The organism is Flavobacterium limicola (genome assembly GCF_003634755.1).
Lineage (GTDB): Bacteria > Bacteroidota > Bacteroidia > Flavobacteriales > Flavobacteriaceae > Flavobacterium > Flavobacterium limicola.
The window spans coordinates 37,623-58,894 of sequence record NZ_RBXA01000006.1 but is presented as its reverse complement, the minus strand read 5'-3'; the positions used below and the strand labels follow the sequence as shown (position 1 = coordinate 58,894).

Below are 21,272 nucleotides of genomic sequence, written 5' to 3'. Positions count from 1 at the left end.
CAAAATGCTCGGATGGTGAAATTGGTAGACACGCTGGACTTAAAATCCAGTGAACAGCAATGTTCGTGCGGGTTCAAGTCCCGCTCTGAGTACAAAAAACTTCATCTGGCTAACGCTGGCTGAAGTTTTTTTATTTTTACGATAAAAATACTTTGGGATATTTTTTTTGTATCTATCTCAAAACCTGTGGAGCGATAAAAATTAAGTATAAATATAGGTTAGCCTGAAAAGAAAGAATTCTATATTTTTAATTCCTCAAAATTGACTTCTAAAAACTTTTAGTTTGGTATTGAAGTATTCTGTAGAGGCATTGGTAGTTCTGTTATTAAAATAGTTAAATATGGTTTGGTAATGATTTATTGTCGTTCGAGATATTGTTTTGAATGACTTGAACCTGGATTGAATTACCTTTTCGTGCCATTTGGCTAATTTGGAAGATACAATTATTTTATCAGTTGTCTTTTCAAAGATGTTCGGCAAGTTCTGGTTCAGATTGTTTTCTTTTGAAGATTGGGAGACATTTCTTGGTAATCAAACTCATGTTTCCTGCCACATTCAAGGTGATTTTCATGACAAGTTTTCGCTGTTTATGATGGATTTTTTTAATAATTGCAATTACAGTATCGGCTTTGGTTCCAGGAATCATTCTTTAGCGTATGGTTTTTGATTCCAGATTTTAAAATCACTTGGAAATTCTTTGTGTTGGTATTGAAATTTTTGCCGTTAACGGCATAATAAGAAGAGATGCAATCAAAATTTATGTAAAAGCGCATAATGATTCCAGAGGAACGGATGAATATAATTTAGATTTATCCGAGAGAAGAGCGCAATCTACTGTTGCATATATTATTTCTAAAGGTATCAATTCGGACAGGATTTTAGGTTCTGGATACGGTGAATCACTACCAAAAATTGATTGTCAAGATAAATGCACAGAATTAGAATACGCCTTAAATAGACGCTCTGAGTTTATGATTGTAAAATAATGTACTGGATTTTGAGTATACAAAAAACAGGATACCGAAAAGCATCCTGTTTTTGTTTAATTTGATATTATATTTTTTATCTAACCGTGGATAGTTTCTTGTTTTCCATAGTTTGTGATTATCGAAGTTTCAAATTCAATCCATTCCTTCCAGCGTTTGTCTACATCTATATTGTCAGCGTATTTTCGTGCAAATCCCAGAAAAGTAGTGTAATGCCCCGCTTCAGAAATCATTAGATCTCTGTAAAAAGTAGCCAGTTCAATATCTTTTATGTTTTCTGATAAAACTTTAAACCGTTCGCAACTTCTTGCTTCAATCATAGCAGAAAACAGCAATCGATCGCAAAGAGCATCTTTTCGACTGCCATCTTTTTTCATAAATTTAAAAAGTTCATTTACATAATGATCTTTCCTTTCTCGACCTAAAGTCAATCCTTTGCTTTTGATTAAATTATGAACTAATTGCAAATGATCTAATTCTTCTTTTGCAATGATTAACATTTCGGTTACTAATTCTTCTAATTCGGAGTTATAAGTAACTAGGCTTATCGCATTTGATGCTGCCTTTTGTTCACACCAAGCATGATCCGTCAAGATTTCTTCTATATTCGATTCAACTATATTTACCCAACGAGGGTCTGTGGCTAATTTTAATCCTAACATGATACTGAAATTTATTTAGAACAAAATTAGTGTTTTCTAATCTATTTTTTGTCCAAATGACCAGATTGAACTCAAAATAGCATTATTTTGCAATTGAAATTTTATAATACTATGAATCAAGTTCAAAAGCTTTTAATTATCGGTTTTGTATGGCCAGAACCTAATTCGTCCGCAGCAGGAGGAAGGATGATGCAGCTGATTTCACTTTTTAAAGCACAAGGTTTTAATGTTACGTTTGCCAGCCCTGCTCAAAACAGTGATTTCATGGTTGATTTACAAGAATACGAAGTTGATAAGAAATCAATTGAACTTAATAATTCCAGTTTTGATTTTTTTATAAAAGAATTAAATCCATCAGTAGTTTTGTTTGATCGTTTTATGATGGAAGAACAATTTGGTTGGCGCGTTGCCGAAAATTGTCCGGATGCGTTACGATTGTTAGATACCGAAGATTTGCATTGTCTAAGATTTTCTCGCCAGAAAGCATTCAAAGAAAACCGTCTCTTTAAGACTACTGATTTGTTTGTTGAAGAGATTGCAAAACGGGAAATTGCCAGTATTTTGCGTTGTGATTTGTCTTTGATGATTTCCGAATTTGAAATGGAATTACTAGAGTCTGTATTTAAAATTGACCCATCTTTATTGTACTATTTGCCTTTTTTGTTGGAACCGATTGACGGTGCCCAAATGCAGGAATTGCCGACTTTTGAAGAACGAGAAGGCTTTGTTTTTATTGGAAATTTTCTTCATGAGCCTAATTGGAATGCGGTTCAATATTTAAAAGATACAATTTGGCCTTTAATTAAAAAAAGTCTGCCAGAAGCTGTGTTGAATGTGTATGGCGCTTATCCTTCACAAAAAGTACTGCAATTACATAACAAGAAAGAAAGCTTTTTAATCATGGGAAGAGCGATTGATGCTCAAGAAGTAGTTCAGGAAGCACTAGTGGTTTTAGCTCCCTTGCGTTTTGGTGCAGGTATTAAAGGGAAATTATTAGAAGCGATGCAATGCGGAACGCCAAGTGTCACGACTTTCATTGGCTCAGAATCCATGCATGGTGATTTGCCTTGGAATGGTTTTATTACGGATGATGTAGCTGATTTTGTCGATAGAGCAGTACAATTGTATCAAGACAAAACAATTTGGGGTAAAGCCAAAAAAAACGGAATTGAGATTGTCAATAAACGATATTCTAAAGGTTTGTTCGAAACTGACTTTAGTACTAAAATAGAATTTTTATGCTCTAATTTACAGCAACATCGATTAAATAATTTTATGGGTTCCATATTGCAACATCATACTTTGAAAAGCACCAAATATATGTCCCGTTGGATTGAGGAGAAAAATAAATAAAAAATCCCGTCAAGTTTTAGAAACAAGACGGGATTTGTGTTTTAAAATCCTAGATATTACGCAAGCATCGTAACTGGGTTTTCTATAAATTGTTTCAATGTTTGTAAAAATTGAGCTCCAGTTGCGCCATCAATTGTTCTGTGGTCGCAAGCTAAAGATAACGTCATTGTATTTCCTACAACAATTTGGCCATTTTTCACAACCGGTTTTTCTACAATAGCTCCTACAGATAGGATTGCAGAATTGGGTTGATTAATGATAGAATTGAATTCTGTAATACCAAACATTCCTAGATTAGAAACTGTAAAAGTACTTCCTTCCATTTCTGTAGGTAATAATTTTTTGTTCTTAGCTCTTCCTGCAAGATCTCTTACGCTTCCGCCAATTTGAGATAAACTCATAGCGTCTGTAAAACGTAATACTGGAACTACTAATCCGTCTTCAACAGCTACAGCAACTCCTATGTTCACATGGTGATTGATAAGAATTGAATCTTCTCTCCATTGTGAATTCACTTTTGGATGTTTTTTCAAAGCCATTGCGCACGCTTTGATCACCATATCGTTAAACGATACTTTTGTGTCAGGAACGCTGTTGATGATAGTTCTAGATTTCATAGCTTCATCCATTGCTACCTCAATTACTAAATTGTAATGTGGAGCTGTGAATAAAGATTCTGCTAAACGCTTCGCTATGATTTTTCGCATTTGCGAATTCTTGATTTCTTCTGTGAGAACTTCTCCTGCTGGAACAAATGGTTTTGCAGCAGCAACAGTTTCTATTTTTGCTGGTGTAGTTGCAGTTGTCGGCGCCGGAGCAGCTGCAGTTTGTGGGGTAAAGTTTTCGATATCGCTTTTTACAATACGTCCGTTTTCACCAGAACCTTTTACTTGTGTCAATTGGATCCCTTTGTCACTTGCAATTTTCTTTGCTAATGGTGATGCTAAAATTCTTTGACCATCAGTTGATGGTTCTTGAGCGACTGGTTCCGAAGCTTTTTCTGTTGAAGCAACTTCTTTTTCCTCTGCAACTTCAGGAGCAGCTTGTGGCGCTCCGCCAGTTTTATAGTTTTCAGCAATTCCGCTGATATCAGTTCCTGCAGGTCCAATGATTGCTAAAAGGCTATCAACTGGCGCAGTATTTCCTTCTTCGATTCCTACGTATAGTAAAGTTCCTTCGTTGAAAGATTCGAATTCCATTGTAGCTTTATCAGTTTCGATTTCAGCAAGAATGTCACCTTCAGCAACAGCATCGCCTACTTTTTTCAACCAAGTCGCTACAGTTCCTTCGGTCATAGTGTCGCTCAAACGAGGCATGGTGATAACCACAACTCCTTTTGGTAATGAAGCTGTTGCAGGTGCTGCAACTTTAGTAACTTCAGGGGTAGTTGCTGTTTCTTCAGTAACTTTTGTTTCTTCTTTAGCTGGAGCTACATCAGCTGGTTTTCCGGCTAATAAAGCTGAAATATCTTCACCTTCTGTTCCTATAATTGCTAATAAAGAGTCAACTGGTGCAGTTTCACCTGCAGGGATTCCTATGTGTAAAAGTGTTCCTTCATTGAAAGACTCAAATTCCATTGTTGCTTTATCGGTTTCAATTTCTGCAAGGATATCACCTTCACTTACTTTATCACCTACTTTTTTTAGCCAAGTCGCTACCGTTCCTTCCGTCATTGTATCGCTCAAACGAGGCATTGTAATTATTGTTGCCATAATTGATTTATAGTTTATGAGGTAAAAATGGATAGTTCTCTTGTTCGTATACTACATCGTATAGCTGTTGAATAGGAGGGTATTCAGATTCTTCGGCAAATGTTACACATTCTTCCACTAAATCTTTTACTCTTTGATCTATTGCTTCGATTTCTTCTTCTGTAGCATATTTTTGATCTTTAATTACATCTAAAACTTGAGTAATTGGATCAATTTTTTTATATTCTTCTACTTCTTCTTTCGAACGGTATAATTGTGCATCCGACATAGAGTGACCTCTATAACGGTATGTTTTCATTTCTAAGAAAGTTGGTCCGTCTCCACGACGTGCTCTGTCAATTGCTTCAGTCATTGCTTCAGCAACTTTTACAGGATTCATTCCGTCAACTGGTCCACATGGCATTTCGTACCCTAAACCTAATTTCCAGATATCAGTATGATTGGCTGTTCTTTCTACAGAAGTTCCCATTGCATATCCATTGTTTTCAACAATAAATACAACTGGAAGTTTCCATAACATAGCCATGTTAAAAGCTTCGTGTAAAGATCCTTGACGTGCTGCACCATCACCAAAATAGGTCATAGTAACACCGCCAGTTTCAAAATATTTGTCTGCAAAAGCTAATCCTGCACCTACAGGAATTTGTCCTCCTACAATTCCGTGACCACCATAAAAACGGTGTTCTTTTGAAAAGATGTGCATGGAACCACCCATACCTTTTGAAGTTCCAGTAACTTTTCCTAAAAGTTCGGCCATCACGCGTCTAGGATCAACTCCCATACCTATTGGTTGAACGTGATTTCTGTAAGCAGTAATCATTTTGTCTTTTGTCAAGTCCATAGCGTGCAATGCACCAGCTAATACTGCTTCTTGACCATTATATAAATGTAGAAAACCTCTAACTTTTTGTTGGATGTATAATGCTGCAAGTTTGTCCTCAAACTTTCTCCAAAGCAGCATATCTTCATACCACTTTAAATATACTTCTTTTGTAACTTCTTTCATCTGAATTTTTCTTTTGCTAAAGTGTTATTGTATTATCAATTTGTACTATAACGCAAAATAGTTTCCTCCCACAAATTTGCGAAATGCAAAAATAAGACATTCCAAGTAAGAACTAAAATTTAATAGGCAATTTTTGGAATTTTTACAAGAATTTTTTATCGAACATAAATGGGAGTAAATTTTTCAGAGATTCCGACTTGTAAATTTCGCCAATTTCTCCCATAAAATAGATTTCGATAGGGGTCTCTTGTCGAATTTCATATTCTGCAATTGATTGTCTGCAAGATCCACAAGGCGGAATTGGAGCCGTAGTTTGGTTCGTGTCCGATGCAGCTGTAATTGCCATTTTTAAAATTTTGGCTTCCGGATAAACTGCTCCTGCATAAAAAATAGCTACACGTTCTGCACAAAGCCCTGACGGATAAGCTGCGTTTTCTTGATTGGAACCAAGTACAATTTTTCCATTGTCTAAAAAAATTGCAACTCCAACTCTGAATTTGGAATAAGGAGCATAAGCATTCTTTCGTACTTCAACAGCTTGCGTCATTAAATCCTGAATGTCATTTGGTAAATCTTGAACAGAATCGAATACTTTGAATTGAGTGGTAATTGTTATTTCTTTCATACTTTTTTAAGGAAAAAAAATCCAAACTTCATAGTGTTGAAGTTTGGATTGTTATTTGTGGATTTTATTTATGTTTAATATTCGTCATATTTATCTCCAAAATTGAAGGTAAGTGAAAAGCGCAGGGTGTTTTCTAATGGGTTTTTTACTTTTGATGCCGAGAATAAATACGAAACATCTACTTTGACAACATTATATTTGAAACCTGCTCCAAGCGATAAAAATTGTCGAGCTCCTTTAAGCGGACTTTCGTGAAAATATCCCAAACGCATTGCAAAGGAATCTTGGTACAAATATTCGGCGCCTACAGCATAAGTGACTTCTTTTAATTCTTCGCTGAATCCATCAGGAGCATCACCAAATGATTTGAAAACCCCGGATGTCCATCCAATAGAACGGTAATTTTTTGAGGTCTGTGCATTTTGTTCAGCTTGAGTTATGTCTTCAGGATCATTAAAATCACCATCATTGTTGGTGTCAACTGGCGATCCTGGAATTTGAGGAGTTGGTACTAACAATTTATTAAATTCAACATTTAAGGAAACCTTATTGAAATCGTCTAAAATAAAATCAAAACCAGTTCCTATTTTTAAATTAGCAGGTAGGAAGTTGTTGTTTAAATCATCATTATCATAACTAATCTTTGGGCCTAAATTTTGAATATTAAACCCAGCTCTCCATCTTCCGTTGAATTCATTATAGGCTATTTCTTCAGACTGGTAAAAACCAGCGACATCAACAGCAAATGAACTTGCGGATGATGCATCATTACCCTCAGAAGGTACTTTCAGGTTGGAATTAATAAATCGTCCTGCGATTGCCATAGAGAATTTTTCACTTAGTTTTAATGAATAAGATCCATCAATAGCAAACTCGTTTGGAGAAACTATTCTTGGTTCATCATTTGCATCCTGTCTTAGTTCAATTTCACCCAAACCAAAATATCGAATACTCGCTGCAAATGCACTTCTTTCATTAAGTTTGTTGTAATAAGTGAATTGTCCTAATGAAATGTCATTTACTAAATCAGTAAGATAAGGCGTATAGCTGATCGAAAATCCTTGTGCATCTGTTGCAAAAGCATATTTTGCTGGATTCCATTGTTGAGAAAATGCATCTGCAGATGTTGCCACTCCAATGTCCGCCATTCCAGCTGCTCTTGCATCTGCAGCAACCAATAAAAACGGAACTCCAGGATTTAGGACTCTGTCCTGTGCTATTGCAAAAGAAATTGCAAAGAAACAGACGAAAGTCAAAGCTATTTTTTTCATTATCATAGGAATTTTATTAGACAAATATAGTATATTATTAAAGTATTACAAGTTTTTCAAATTTTTCAGTTTTTTTGTTTGTCAAACTTGATTTGACGGTAAGTTTATAAACATAAACGCCTTTTCCTATTTTATCTCCAAAATCATCTTTGCCATCCCAAGTGATTTCTTTGGATAAAAAACCTTCGGTTGTTATAATTTGATTTTTTGTCCAAACTATTTTGCCTGTTATTGTCATTACTTGAACTTGTACTTCAAGTGGTTCATAAGGCCTGTTATGTGTAAACCAAAATTCTGTATACCTGACAAATGGGTTGGGATAATTCAATACATGTGTTAATGTTATTGTTTCATCACCAACTACAATAAATTGTATTTCGGCAGTTATCGGGTTGTTATAAACATCCCAAGCTTTGAATGTTATAGTATGTAATCCCGCAGCTAAATTGCGTAATGGAAATCGAAGCGTTCCACTTGTAAAATCATCCAGTTTTGTTTGATAATAATCATTTAAAATAAATGGGTTACTCACATCTCCATTTAAAATAGCAACAATGTCGTGGCCTATTCCACTAGCTGTATTTATTCCATTTTCATCTTCAAGTAAGGCAACAAGAAATGGGGATTCGTTTGTTGTTCCGCCGGAAACAAAAGTTTCATCGTTCATATATAACTTAACTCTTGGACTAATATTGTCTGCAGTTGCATTTTCATTTATTCCGCCTATTTTTATGCTGGAATCATAACCTGTTTCGTTTTGCAATACTTGGTTTTTTTTGGCATAAAAACTAATTCTTCCGTTAGCCAAAGGAATTCTGATGTCTCGGGGTACAACGAAGCTAAATTCAAATTTTCCATTTGTAACGGATGCATTTCCTCTAAATATAGTTTCCCCTAGAATATTAAAATTAAAGGCTGGACTATTTCCGTCATTGTTATTGGTTGTTCTTGAAATAGTTTTGTCAAAAATTATAGTAGAAACTTCTCCGTTATAATTTGTTAATGGATTGTTATTCTCATCAGTAACTTCCCCGTTTAACTTAATTTTAGATAATGACTTAAAATCGTCTATGGGTTGGGTAACATCAATATCATTTACTTTTGTCAATCTGATTTTTGGTTTCGCTACAGCAAGCATTAAGGCTGGGTCACCAATATAAAAAACAACATTTGTCGCTGAATTTGGATTGCTGTTTTTTGAGATTCTTAGTGCTTCCGCGATTGATGTGTATTGGCTTGAACCATATGATAATAGATTTTTTGTAAAAGTATCATTAAAGTTTTCTGCGCTAAACTGACCGATAGATCGTATCGTAGTAATCATGGAAATAGCTCCCCCTTTTGAGTTCCAGTACGTGTATTCTCCCGCTGTTGGTCTAAAGGGATTGTCAAAGCGAGAGAATTCACAAGTAATAGTTATGAATAATGGATACTTGTATTGATTAATCAAGTTCTGTCCATCTGATTTTTCCCAAATCCGTTCACTTGACAGTCCATCCTCACCACCATGTCCTAAATAATTAAATACCAAAGCTCCTTTTTCAAAGGCGTTAAAAAAATCGGTTCGGGCTTTAGGATATCTTGAACCTCCTGCTGAAGCTTCCTGTACGTAAGAGTCTAACAGGATTTTATTCACGTTCAAAAATGGTTTTTGCAAAGCAATTGCATCGGCAAGGAGGTTTTGTCTGTTTTGTAAAGTGGCATCCGAAGATAAATCAGAATCATCGGAAACTAATACAAAGTTGTTTCTCCAGCTGCCATAAGATTTTAAATCGTGGTATTCAATTACCTTGTTTACCATTTCATCAGCCTGTTTGGTGTCGTTGACCAACATTCTTCCCACAGCAATATCGATTCCTCCAAAATAGGATACAATATTCCCTTCCGACGGATCCATTAATCCGAAAAAGTCATCAGAGGCAAAAGAGGATTCTCCTGTTGTGCTACTATTTAAGGAGTGATATATAGGAACAACATTGGTATTGTTTATGATTCTATTTTTAAAATCGTAAGAAGCATCACCAAAAAGATTGATATATTTCACTCTTTTGTCCGGTGCCGATGCATTTTCATAAATGTATTTGATACAGTTTCTTATGGCGGCAATATCTTGTTTTCCCGAAGAAAATTCCTGATATATCGATTCTAAAGTAATCACTTTTACATTCAAATTGGAATGGTTTCTGTGAAAATTAGCTAATTTTTCTGCCTGATTGGCTAAAAAAAATGGCGAAATAATTACATAATCAATGTCCTGAAATTGGCCTTGTCCATTGTTAAATATTGTGCCTTTTAGATTTTGATTCTTAATTTTTGTTTTGCTGTCTTTCAATGGCGTGTAATAATCGGATGCGTCTAGAGCAATGTATTTTCTGAGTTCTCCCAGATTTGTTTTGAAATTTAATGTGTTTTGATTTAAGTTATCGACTTTGGTTATATTATCAGTTTCAGTAATGTCCCAAATTTGAGTAATGCCGGTCGCATTCGAAATTTCGTAGTTTGCAATTCCTAGACTCGAAACAGATTGATCGTATTGGAAATGAAATTGTTTTCCGTAGCCTTGAAGTTTTCTCTTGGCAATAAGTCTAATATTGTCCAAAAATCCTTTGGAACCTGGAACCCCATTGTTGTTGTATTTTAATTTTATTTTTATGTTTTCGGCTCCAGTAAAATTCGAGTTATTGGGTAAAAATCCTAAAATAAATTCGGTTTCTGAATTGCTGTTAAGAGCTGGAAATGAAATAGTACCAGTTGTATTTCCGTTTGCAATAACATTAAAAGAGGTTGGGGTTAATGCGGCTGAAGCGGCTGTCATCATAATTTTTACTGGAACTGAAGAATCAATGTTGGGGAAAACAAAATCAAATTCCTGTTCGTCTTTGACTTCAAAAGATTCCCCAAACCATTGACGGCCCAGACGCACAATATTAACGAGGTCCAATTCGTGGTACTGATGATCGTCAAAAGTAGTTAAAGTCACAGTACTGTTTCCGGTAGCTTGAGCTAAAGGGGTAATTCTTTTTCCGTCTGAACCCTGTGCAGTAATGTAATAATAGGATTTGTCATCATACAAATTGACATGAGTTTTGCTTTCTTCGTTCCAACCGTCAACTCCTTGTCCGTAAAAAAGAATGTAATCTTCATTATTGAAAACACCATCACTTTCGCCAGTAATTTGAATAGCGTTCTCCGCCAAGTCATTTGGATAGTAAATACTATTTGTTAAGGGTAGCATGCTTCCGCCATTGCCATAGATTTTTATTTTCCTTGGGTCAATAGTGTTTACATCAAGTCCCAGTTGCTGCAGGAAGCTCTTGGATATTTTATACACGCCTGATTTTTCGATATAAAATTGAAACCAATTGCCATTTGCCAATACAGAGTTAGAAATACTATTGGCCGTTTTGTTAAATTGTGAGATTCTAGAATTATTATTTTCTACTTCATAAGAAAAGGATTTGACACGTTTGAATCCAAAATCGTCTTTTATTATCGGAGAAATAGTGACAAAAGCTTCTCTGATGTCTCTCGAAGCAGAAACAATAATGGTAGGATTAGTTGTTTTTGGGATATTTTCGGGGGCTAAATCACCAAGCTCAGAAAGTGTAATCGCTTCATAAATGATATTAGTGATTTGAATTTTGTTTTCGTTAAAATAGGGTACCTCTTTTAATTTAATTGTATGAGAAAGAATTTTTTTGGAAGCATCATAATGAAAACTATTACCTGAAAATTGGGGGATATTTACTTTGAAATTGCCATAAGACATTTCTTTTATGCCTAACCATTCAATAACAGCATCCCCTTTAATTTGAGCAAATGAAAAAAAAGGAATTAATGTCAAATATAGCAGAAGTGTTTTTCTCATTGTTTTGTAAATCGTGGTTCAAGGTATTGAATAATTATTGAGTAAAAATAAATCATTTAACGTAATTATAAATAATAAATATTATAAATTTGCGTTCATGTTTATACAAATATAAAATGGAATTCAGTTGTAATTATTTATTAAAAAAAGGATGTTGCAGATTAAATCTTAATTATTATATTGCGGCTTCAAAAATTATCACCTACTAAAGAGTATGAAAGTAAAGAAAATTATGGTCTTACGATTGATGTTATCAATTATATTGATTGTCGGTTTGGCTAGTTGCAGTAAAAAATCTAGCTCTAAAAATTCATCACGAGCAACAGGTTGGAATGTTGATGGCAAAAAAGCAGGCTTAAGTAATAAAAAACAAGAAGCAGGACCAGGTTTGGTTTTTGTAGAAGGTGGAACTTTTACTATGGGTAAAGTGCAGGATGATGTCATGCATGATTGGAATAATGCTCCAACTCAACAACATGTTCAATCCTTTTATATGGATGAAACTGAGGTGACTAATTTTATGTATTTAGAATACTTGGATTGGTTGAAAATGGTGTTCCCACCTAGTGAGGAAAATTATAAAAACATATACGAAGGAGCTTCTCCCGATACTTTAGTTTGGAGAAATAGGTTGGGTTATAATGAAACTATGACCAATAATTACTTAAGACATCCTTCTTATGCAGAATATCCAGTTGTAGGTGTGAATTGGATTCAAGCAGTTGAATTCAGTAAGTGGAGAACTGATCGTGTAAACGAAGCGGTTTTAGAAAAAAACGGATACCTGAAAAAGAATGCTAAAAATACAGATGTAAGTGCAGAAAGTTCTTTCAGTACGGAGACATATTTGAAATCTCCTACAAGTACTTTTGGTGGTAATGAAGAGATTGTATTAAAAGGAGGAAGAGGTTCTAAAAAGGCTAAAGCTCCAAAAGCAGATAAAGACGGTAAAATTACAGAAGAAAAAAATGTATATGCACAAAGATCTTCTGGGATTGTTTTGCCGGAATATCGACTTCCTACCGAAGCTGAATGGGAATATGCTGCTGCTGCAGATGTAGGTCAAAGAGAGTATAATACATATAAAGGTCAGAAAAAATACCCTTGGTCTGGCGGGTATACTCGCTCTGGAAAAAGACAAAGTAAAGGGGATCAATTGGCCAATTTCAAACAAGGAAATGGTGATTACGGAGGAATAGCAGGATGGTCAGATGATGGTGCTGATATTACTAATGAAGTGAAAAAATACGCGCCTAATGATTTTGGGTTGTATGACATGGCTGGAAATGTTGCTGAATGGGTTGCCGATGTATACAGACCAATTGTAGACAATGAAGCAAACGATTTTAATTATTTTAGAGGGAATTTATACACTAAAAATAAAATTGGTGCAGATGGTAAAATTGAAATTGTTACTAAAGATAATATTCAATATGACACTTTAAGTAACGGTAGAATTATAGCTAGAAACTTACCTGGAGAGATTGCGCAAGTTCCTGTTGATGAGCAAGAAACTTATTTAAGACAGAATTTTGATAAAAGTGATAATATCAATTATAGAGATGGAGACAAGCAGTCAACTAAATATTATAATTTTGGATCTTCCGATTCAGATGATGAAAAATCTAAACAAGAAAAATCCATGTATAATTCTCCTAGACATAATGTAACAACTGATAGTTTAGGCAAAATGGTTAGGAAATATGATGCCTCAAATAAAAGATCTACTTTGATTAATGATCACGTAAGAGTTTATAAAGGTGGTTCTTGGAGAGATAGAGCATATTGGCTTGATCCAGCTCAAAGAAGATATTTCCCTCAAGACATGGCAACAGATTATATAGGTTTTAGATGTGCAATGTCTAGAGTAGGTCCAAAAGCTGAAAAAAGAAAATCACCAAGAAATTAATTTTTTTATATAAAATTAGAACAAAAGCCCTTTGATTAGGGCTTTTGTTTTTTTAAATCGTTTCAAATGGATATCAAAGACATTCATAATTTGTTTTTAAAGTGTAATTCGGTTTCGATAGACACACGAAAAATTGTACTAAATTCTTTATTTGTTGCCATAAAAGGAGACCATTTTGATGCTAATAGTTTTGCAAAAGAAGCGTTGGAAAAGGGGGCCTCTTATGTAATAATTGATGATGAATCATGTTACATTGATAACAGAACGATCTTAGTTACCGACAGTCTAATAGCATTACAAGAATTGGCAAAATACCATCGCGAGTTTTTGAAATTGCCTATTATTGCTCTTACGGGAAGTAACGGTAAGACAACAACGAAAGAACTTATTCATGTTGTTCTATCTAAAAAATATAATACTAAGGCGACTGTTGGAAATTTGAACAATCATATTGGAGTACCACTAACGCTGCTTTCGTTTAATGCGGAGACTGAAATTGGTATAGTTGAAATGGGGGCGAACCATAAAAAAGAAATTGAGTTTCTGTGTGATTTAGCAAAGCCAGATTATGGTTATATCACTAATTTTGGTAAAGCTCATTTAGAAGGTTTTGGTGGGGTTGAAGGTGTTATTGAAGGGAAAAGTGAGATGTATCAATATCTTTCGGTAAATAACAAGCTCGCTTTTATAAATCTGGAGGACTTAATTCAGGTTGAAAAGGCGAAGGCATTAAAGTTCTTTTCTTTTGGTATAAATAGAGAAAATGCAGATGTAAATATAACAGCTGTAAAGGCGAATCCCTTTGTTGAGATTAGTTACTCTAATCGTATAATAAAATCGCATTTAATAGGGTTATACAATGCAAACAACATAAATGCGGCACTTACTATCGGCAAGTATTTTGGAGTAGATGATGTTGCAATTAAACAGGCTTTGGAAAGTTATATTCCTGAAAACAACAGATCGCAGCTTCTGTCTAAAGGAACAAATCAAATCATTCTGGATGCTTATAATGCCAATCCGAGCAGCATGACTGTGGCTATTGAGAATTTTTTACAATTAGAGAGTGCTAATAAGGTCATTATTATTGGAGATATGTTTGAGCTTGGTGGTGAAAGTTTAGATGAGCATAAAGGGATTGTTACTATGTTATCAAATAGTCAAAATGTAAAATGTTACTTTGTGGGATCCGCATTTTATGAAAATAAAATAGAGAAAGATAATTTTTGGTTCTACGATACGTTTGAAACTTTTTCAAATGATTTTTCAAAAACGAAATTAAGTAATAGTACAATTTTAATTAAAGGCTCGCGAGGAATGGCATTAGAACGCGCCTTGGAACTTATATAGCGCTTTTTTGTGTATGGTTTAAAATAAGAATGCAATCACAGTATAGGTGATTGCATTCTTATTTAGAGAGCATGCTAATTAAAATACTTACGACTCACTTTTTTGTTGGGTTTTATTTTTTTTGTATCAATTCAAAAATAGTAAGCATAAAAAAACTCCATTATTTCTAATGGAGTTTCTTGTGGGCGATGAGGGGTTCGAACCCCCGACCCCCTCGGTGTAAACGAGGTGCTCTGAACCAGCTGAGCTAATCGCCCTAAACAATTTGGTTACTTTCGTTTCCGTTATTGCGTGTGCAAATATACAACTAGAATTGGTATTTGCAAGAAAAAAAATAAAAAAATTATAAAATTTCTGCGACCACAAATGTACTTCCTCCAATGTATATAAAGTCAGTGATCTCTGCATTTTTCAGTGCTTTTTGGTAAGCTTCTGAAACAGAATTATATACTTCGCCTTTTAGGTCGAAGCTAGCCGCTTTTTGTTTTAGAATTAGAACATCCAGCCCGCGAGGAATATTAGGTTTGCAGAAATAGTAGATGGCTTTTTTAGGGAATAAAGGCAGGATTTCATCTAAATCTTTGTCATTTACAACTCCTAAAACGATATGTAAAGTATCAAAATCTTCTTTTTGGATTTGATTCAAAACAATTTCCAGTCCGTTTTTGTTGTGTGCGGTATCGCAAATAACTTTTGGGAACTCATTCAATTGTTGCCATCTTCCTTGAAGTCCGGTGTTTTTTACCACATTTAGTAAACCGGATTTTGTATTTTCTGAAGTGATTTTAAATTCATTCTGACTATTTAAAACCGAGATGGTTTGTAGTACCGTCTTTTTATTGTGTATTTGATAATCACCAATTAAGTCAGAAGGATAGGTTTCTGAAATCAAATCAGCAGCAAAATAAATTTCCGAATTGCATTCTTTGGCTTTGGCCAAAAAAACAGGTTTCGTTTCAGGAGTGTATTCTCCTATTATTACAGGAATGTTGGGTTTGATAATTCCCGCTTTTTCGAAAGCAATGGCTTCTAATGTATTTCCCAAAAATTGTGTGTGGTCCAATCCTATATTGGTAATCACCGAAACTAATGGAGTTATGATATTGGTGGCGTCCAATCGTCCGCCCATGCCCACTTCAATAACAGCGATGTCTACTTTTTCTGTTGCAAAGTAATCGAAGGCTAGTCCAACGGTCATTTCAAAAAAACTCATGTCATTGGACTCAAAAAAACTTTTGTGTTCATTGATGAAGTCAGTAACAAATTCTTCAGATATATCCTTTCCGTTGATTTTTATACGTTCCCGGAAATCCTTTAAATGAGGAGAAGTGTACAATCCAACTTTATAACCCGCTTCTTGAAGTATGGACGCAAACATGTGTGATGTCGAGCCTTTTCCGTTGGTTCCTGCAACATGAATGCAATTAAGTTTTTCTTGTGGATTATCAAGATGAGCTATCAGTAAATGCGTGTTGGTCAAATCTTTTTTATAGGCCGAAGCGCCCTGAAGTTGGTACATCGGGAGTTGGTTAAACATCCAATTTATGGTTTCCTGATAGTTCATTTTTGTTATTAAATAGTAGTTGTTTAAAATATTTTTCGATTTTTTTAGTTTAATAGTACATCGAAAAGTATCTTTAGTGCAAAATTGAAATAATTTTTAGAATTAATGATTAAAATCCAATAATATTATATGTTTAGTTTTATACAATTACAGGCCGACACCATTACCAACGCTGCTTCAAACGTAGTTATTGAAAAAATTGCTCCAAATACCGAAATATCCACTTTAGGATTCCTTTTAAAAGGTGGTGTGTGGCTTATCCCAATCGGGATTCTATTATTTTACACTTTCTATCTGATTATTGAACGCTATTTGTACATCAGTAAAGCATCAAAAATTGATGCACTTTTGATGCGCGATGTACGCGATAATCTAAATTCAGGAAATCTTGATTTGGCGCGATCTATTGCAGAACGAAATAATACCGCTTCAGGAAATATCATAAAAGAAGGGATTCTGGTTATTGGGAGACCTATTGTTGAAATTGAATCCAATATGGATCGTGCAGCCGATATCGAAATAGGAGAAATGGAAAAGCATTTAGGTCATTTGGGACTTATTGCCGGAATTGCACCTACATTAGGATTCATCGGGACTATTTCTGGAGTTATAAAAATATTTTACAGCATTTCGGTAACAGAGAATATTAGTATTGGTAATATTTCTGGAGGATTGTATGAGAAAATGATAAGTAGTGGTGCTGGATTAATCGTTGGTATTATTGCGTATAGCGGATACCATTTATTAAACGGCAAGATTGATAATTTTGCTTTAAAAATCCAGAAGCAAGTACTGGAATTTGTAAATATTATTCAAAGATCATAATATGTCTATAAAAAGAAAAAGAAGATTTCATGCCGAGGTCGCGACTTCTTCATTAAGTGATATTATGTTTTTCCTGTTGTTGTTTTTCTTGATTATATCAACATTGGCAAATCCAAATGTTATCAAGATGACATTGCCAAAAGCACAATCAAACGAGAAAACAAACAAGCAATACATTAGTTTATCTGTCACAGAAGATAAAAAATTCTACATCGACAAGGAAGCAGTTTCCTTTGAAGAATTGGAAACTACATTGATGTCTAAAATGGATTCTGCAAAGGATCAAACAGTTATTGTTCGAATTCCTTTCAATTTGCAAGTGCAAGACTTAGTTGACGTACTGCAAATAGGAGTGAAGAACAATCTAAAGTTTGTGATTGCTACGAGTCCTAAGTAAACTCATTACGAGTTTTTATGTAGCATTTGCATTATTTGGGCGTGACCACAATAGAAAAAGGAGCTAATCAACTTTATGCTGATTAGCTCCTTTTTCTATTCCGGTCGGGATATCCGCAGTACTTCGGTACTTGCTCCTATCCCTCACGCAAATTCGTAAAATACTTCTATTTGTCGTTCTTCATAATGAGTAGATAAGGTCTGTTTAAAACAAAAAAGTGACGTTTCTAATTGTTCTAATTCAAATTGAAATTATAAATAATCTTACCGACTTGTTTCTCGGGTCCATTACTACTGGTACTCCATTTTGTATTCATAGCCGCCATTTTGGCTTGGTCTTTTAAGCATTTGGCAGTAATTGTAGTCCCTCTTATTCCTGGAACAGCACTAATAGTATTGCCATTTTTATCAACCGTTATCTCTACTACTACTATTCCAGTTTCATCGCTACAGTCACTGTTAGGTTTAGGTTTAGATAATGCTTTTCGGTTTCCTAAAGAATACCCAACGCCTCCGCCAGAACCACTTCCGCTTCCGCCACCGCTTCCAGAACCATAACCGCTACCAGTTCCTATTCCTGTTCCAGTACCATTTCCACCGCCTGTTCCTCCACCGGAACCACCAGTTCCATAATACCCGTTAGAACTTAAACTTCCATTGGTTTTTCCTTTGTTTCCGGCTGCTTTGTCATCTCCATCACCACCTTTATTAGAACCTTTTAATATGCTGGATAAAGCATCATTTGTATTGTTAGAAACTTTAGGTTTTACAACCACTGGTTTCGTTTCTTCTTTTACAACGACTGTTGGTTTTTTAGTTTTTTCTTTCGTCGGAATGACAACCGTTTCTTCGGAGCTGTTTTCCTGAGATAAAATAGCTTCGTCAGGAGTTGATTTTGCAGGCGTTTGTTTGGTTTGATTTTTTACTTCCAAAACTTCGCTTTTATAATTTGCTCCAGAACCTAAATCGCTGTCGCCAAAATTTACTGTAACACCACCGCCACCACCGCCACCAGCAAGTTCATCCATGTTTGCGGGAGGCCAAAAGCGGATGAAAAATAAAATTAACAACATTGTCGCATACAAAAGAATGGATAGTGCTAAGGATTTCTTTTGATCTGATGAAATGGTGGAACTCATTTGTATTTTAAATTTTAAAAAGTGTATTACTAAAAAACGTTGAAAAGTACTAAAAATTGTCAAGAGTAAAAAGCGACTGCCAGAATATAAATAATATTGCTTTCCCCTAAAACTAGAAATAAGAAAAGGGATTAAATAGATTTTAAAATCTGCTTAATCCCAGTTCCGGTAAATAGTTATAAATACTGTTTTATTTAAGTAAGTTGCTTCAATGCGATTTCAAAAGCAGTTGCACTAATATTTGTTTTACTTGGGTTTAAAGCATGTGCTTTTTCAATCGCTTTTTTGATGATTTCTGATGTATCTTGGAAGATAGCTTCATCCGTCATTTGTACTTTCTTTTCCATGAAGTAAGCAAAAACACGAGCCATACCACAATTAGAAATAAAGTCAGGAATTAAACTCACTTTATGATCTACATCTTCCATAATTGGACCGAAAAATATTTCTTTATCGGCAAAAGGAACATTCGCACCACAAGAAATTACTTCAAGACCATGAGCAATTAAACTGTCAATTTGAGATTGAGTTACCAATCGGGAAGCGGCACATGGAGTGAATATTTCAGCACCTATCGTCCATATTTTTTGATTGATTTCTTCAAAAGGAATCATGTTTTCAGCAACTAGTTTGTTTCCGTCTTTTGCAAGAAATAAAGCTCTTATTTCTTCGAAAGTGAATCCTTCTTCATTGATTAATCCACCGTCTCTGTCGATGATACCAATTACTTTAGCACCCATTTCGGCTAAGTAAAAAGCGGCAGCAGAACCTACATTTCCAAAACCTTGTACAATTGCTTTCTTCCCTTTTACGTCTCCACCATAAATAGTGTAATAATTACGAACGGCTTCGGCAACGCCGTAACCGGTAATCATATCGGCAACGGTATATTTTCTGGAAACATCTGGTGAGAATTTTGGATTTTCTATCACTTTCACCACACCTTGACGCAATTGTCCAATTCTATTAATTTTATCCGCCTCAGTAGGTTTGAAGTGACCGTTGAAAACGCCTTCTTGCGGATGCCAAACACCACATTCTTCTGTCATTGGGATCACTTCGTGAATTTCATCAACATTTAAATCACCGCCAGTTCCGTAGTAGCTTTTTAATAACGGAGAAACGGCTTTATACCAACGTTGTAAAACGCCTTTTTTTCTTGGATCATTCGGGTCAAAATTAATTCCAGATTTTGCTCCGCCAATAGCAGGTCCAGAAACCGAAAATTTTACTTCCATGGTTTTTGCCAAAGACAAAACTTCATTCATATCCAACCCTTTTCTCATACGAGTTCCACCACCGGCAGCGCCACCACGAAGTGAATTGATGACTGTCCATCCTTCAGCTTCCGTTTCAGCATCTTTCCAGTTGAAAATTATTTCGGGCTCTTTATTTTCGAATTTCTTTAATAAATCTTTCATTTATTGCGATATGTTTATTTTTGACAAATATAAAAAATACAATAATGCGAATTTGATTTTTTGGTATTATTTATCAAAAGCATTTTAGTCAAAAAAAGCTGTTAAGATTTGCCTAATAAGTCATTCTTAAGTTTTTCGTCAACCGGTTTATTAGAAAGCCAAATGCCGAAAAATATTTTTTTGAATTCGAACCCAGGAATTTTTCCTTCATATCTGTCGTTTTTAAAAACCCAAAGAGATTCATCCGCAGGATTATAAATGAGGTTAAAAGCATCGTCTTTTACCGTTTTTTCTTTATTTAGCAGCGATTCAAGTAAAGCAATTTGTGTTTTGAAGTTCTCAATATTACCATTACCAATTGATTTTAATAAACCTTTATTAAGAGATTTTGACAATTTATCTGAGGTAACCATTGATGAAGTGATTTGTAATCTAACTGCCATCTCTGAATTACTTTCAATAATACTTTCAGCATTTTGTGAAAGTTCCGATAGGTATAAAGCCTGAACATAAACGTCAACCCACATTTTAGATCTAATTCCTACACCGTTTAGCATTAAAGTTCTTTGTTTGAAATCAATAGTCCTTGGTAAAATAACACCATCTACTTCAATTTGTTTTTGTGCGCATACTTGACTGAATTGCACAGATAATAGAAACACGAATAATAATAAAAGATTTTTCATAATATAACTGATATAAATTTTAGCAAAACTATCATTTATTTATTTATTTAGCAGTCAAACAGTGCTTTTTTTTGAGTTAAGGTTTTAGAAGAATCAATTTTTGGTTATTTAATAATTATTACAACGTTTTCGTTCAGGATATTAATGCAATTAGGTTATTGTGGAGCGGTAATTATTTTTACTCCATTAATATTATTCAATATATTGATTGCTTATCGTGAATTTTAAAATTTCTAGTAAAGTAAAGATTCACAGGTTTTGAATATCATTATTTTATTGGATACAACGATTTTTATTTCTGATAAATTATTAATTTGCAATGTATATTAGTTTTATAATTGGTGTAGATATTCTTTATGTCTAACTTAACAAATTACTTTAAAACTTTTGGTTTCCTGTTTTCGATAAATAAATATTGTATGCTAAATCTAAATCACAGAAGAAGTTTTTAAATTGTTTCTATTTAACTTCACGCTTTTCTTTAAACATTAGCTAAATT

General features: G+C 34.5%; 18 protein-coding genes and 2 tRNA genes. 7 read left to right on the top strand and 13 right to left on the bottom strand.

Going from position 1 to position 21,272, the window contains the following annotated elements:
• The first annotated feature begins 6 nt into the window (after positions 1 to 6).
• A tRNA-Leu gene (locus BC952_RS14500) sits at positions 7 to 92 on the top strand.
• 163 nt (positions 93 to 255) lie between these two features.
• On the opposite strand, the gene BC952_RS14495 is transcribed toward BC952_RS14500, so the two are convergent.
• Complete coding sequence (locus BC952_RS14495) at positions 256 to 480, bottom strand: transposase (RefSeq protein WP_167445803.1); 225 nt, start codon at positions 478 to 480, stop codon at positions 256 to 258.
• On the bottom strand, positions 464 to 646 hold the full coding sequence (locus BC952_RS14490; protein WP_121366297.1) for a hypothetical protein: 183 nt from the start codon (positions 644 to 646) through the stop codon (positions 464 to 466). Before BC952_RS14490 ends, BC952_RS14495 begins: the two co-directional genes overlap by 17 nt.
• Before the next feature lie 40 nt (positions 647 to 686).
• Between BC952_RS14490 and BC952_RS15160 the strand changes: the two genes are divergently transcribed.
• Positions 687 to 986, top strand: coding sequence for an OmpA family protein (locus BC952_RS15160; RefSeq protein ID WP_121366296.1), 300 nt, complete (start codon positions 687 to 689; stop codon positions 984 to 986).
• 80 nt (positions 987 to 1,066) lie between these two features.
• Here BC952_RS15160 and BC952_RS14480 read toward each other — a convergent pair whose 3' ends face one another.
• Positions 1,067 to 1,648, bottom strand: a complete 582-nt coding sequence (locus BC952_RS14480; protein WP_091173449.1) for a MiaE family protein — start codon at positions 1,646 to 1,648, stop codon at positions 1,067 to 1,069.
• Between the two features lie 111 nt (positions 1,649 to 1,759).
• Here BC952_RS14480 and BC952_RS14475 point away from each other — a divergent pair, with 111 nt between their 5' ends.
• Positions 1,760 to 3,001: a glycosyltransferase gene (locus BC952_RS14475; RefSeq protein WP_121366295.1), complete on the top strand. Its 1,242-nt coding sequence runs from the start codon at positions 1,760 to 1,762 to the stop codon at positions 2,999 to 3,001.
• A 56-nt stretch (positions 3,002 to 3,057) separates the two neighbouring features.
• Here BC952_RS14475 and BC952_RS14470 read toward each other — a convergent pair whose 3' ends face one another.
• The 5 genes from BC952_RS14470 to porU all read right to left on the bottom strand — a co-directional run bounded on the left by BC952_RS14470 (position 3,058) and on the right by porU (position 11,483).
• Positions 3,058 to 4,713 carry a pyruvate dehydrogenase complex dihydrolipoamide acetyltransferase gene (locus BC952_RS14470; RefSeq protein WP_121366294.1) on the bottom strand — a complete coding sequence of 552 codons (1,656 nt, stop codon included), beginning with the start codon at positions 4,711 to 4,713 and terminating at the stop codon, positions 3,058 to 3,060.
• Positions 4,714 to 4,720: 7 nt separating this feature from the next.
• Positions 4,721 to 5,719 carry a pyruvate dehydrogenase (acetyl-transferring) E1 component subunit alpha gene (gene pdhA / locus BC952_RS14465; RefSeq protein WP_113637949.1) on the bottom strand — a complete coding sequence of 333 codons (999 nt, stop codon included), beginning with the start codon at positions 5,717 to 5,719 and terminating at the stop codon, positions 4,721 to 4,723.
• Between the two features lie 142 nt (positions 5,720 to 5,861).
• A complete protein-coding gene (cdd, locus tag BC952_RS14460; protein WP_121366293.1) occupies positions 5,862 to 6,344 on the bottom strand; it encodes a cytidine deaminase in 483 nt (160 codons plus the stop codon).
• Positions 6,345 to 6,418: 74 nt separating this feature from the next.
• Complete coding sequence (porV, locus tag BC952_RS14455) at positions 6,419 to 7,615, bottom strand: type IX secretion system outer membrane channel protein PorV (RefSeq protein WP_121366292.1); 1,197 nt, start codon at positions 7,613 to 7,615, stop codon at positions 6,419 to 6,421.
• A 37-nt stretch (positions 7,616 to 7,652) separates the two neighbouring features.
• Entirely contained in the window at positions 7,653 to 11,483 is a 3,831-nt protein-coding gene (porU, locus tag BC952_RS14450; protein ID WP_121366291.1) for a type IX secretion system sortase PorU, read from the bottom strand.
• Between the two features lie 214 nt (positions 11,484 to 11,697).
• On the opposite strand from porU, the gene gldJ reads away from it, so the two are divergent.
• Complete coding sequence (gldJ, locus tag BC952_RS14445; RefSeq protein WP_121366290.1) at positions 11,698 to 13,392, top strand: gliding motility lipoprotein GldJ; 1,695 nt, start codon at positions 11,698 to 11,700, stop codon at positions 13,390 to 13,392.
• Positions 13,393 to 13,458: 66 nt separating this feature from the next.
• Entirely contained in the window at positions 13,459 to 14,742 is a 1,284-nt protein-coding gene (locus tag BC952_RS14440) for a UDP-N-acetylmuramoyl-tripeptide--D-alanyl-D-alanine ligase (RefSeq protein ID WP_121366289.1), read from the top strand.
• Positions 14,743 to 14,924: 182 nt separating this feature from the next.
• Here BC952_RS14440 and BC952_RS14435 read toward each other — a convergent pair.
• Positions 14,925 to 14,999, bottom strand: a tRNA-Val gene (locus BC952_RS14435).
• Positions 15,000 to 15,085: 86 nt separating this feature from the next.
• Positions 15,086 to 16,306 (bottom strand): bifunctional folylpolyglutamate synthase/dihydrofolate synthase, encoded by a 1,221-nt coding sequence (locus tag BC952_RS14430; RefSeq protein WP_121366288.1) that lies wholly within the window; start codon positions 16,304 to 16,306, stop codon positions 15,086 to 15,088.
• A gap of 129 nt (positions 16,307 to 16,435) precedes the next feature.
• Between BC952_RS14430 and BC952_RS14425 the strand changes: the two genes are divergently transcribed.
• Together BC952_RS14425 and BC952_RS14420 are read left to right on the top strand one after the other, a co-directional pair.
• A complete protein-coding gene (locus tag BC952_RS14425; RefSeq protein WP_121366287.1) occupies positions 16,436 to 17,131 on the top strand; it encodes a MotA/TolQ/ExbB proton channel family protein in 696 nt (231 codons plus the stop codon).
• A gap of 1 nt (position 17,132) precedes the next feature.
• Positions 17,133 to 17,528, top strand: a complete 396-nt coding sequence (locus tag BC952_RS14420; protein WP_113636804.1) for an ExbD/TolR family protein — start codon at positions 17,133 to 17,135, stop codon at positions 17,526 to 17,528.
• Positions 17,529 to 17,763: 235 nt separating this feature from the next.
• Here the strand turns inward: BC952_RS14420 and BC952_RS14415 are convergent, their stop codons facing one another.
• From BC952_RS14415 to BC952_RS14405, 3 genes are all read right to left on the bottom strand, one after another.
• Positions 17,764 to 18,666, bottom strand: coding sequence for an energy transducer TonB (locus BC952_RS14415; RefSeq protein ID WP_121366286.1), 903 nt, complete (start codon positions 18,664 to 18,666; stop codon positions 17,764 to 17,766).
• Between the two features lie 194 nt (positions 18,667 to 18,860).
• A complete protein-coding gene (locus BC952_RS14410; RefSeq protein WP_121366285.1) occupies positions 18,861 to 20,087 on the bottom strand; it encodes a Glu/Leu/Phe/Val dehydrogenase dimerization domain-containing protein in 1,227 nt (408 codons plus the stop codon).
• 101 nt (positions 20,088 to 20,188) lie between these two features.
• Positions 20,189 to 20,773, bottom strand: a complete 585-nt coding sequence (locus BC952_RS14405) for a chalcone isomerase family protein (protein WP_121366284.1) — start codon at positions 20,771 to 20,773, stop codon at positions 20,189 to 20,191.
• Positions 20,774 to 21,272: the final 499 nt, after the last annotated feature.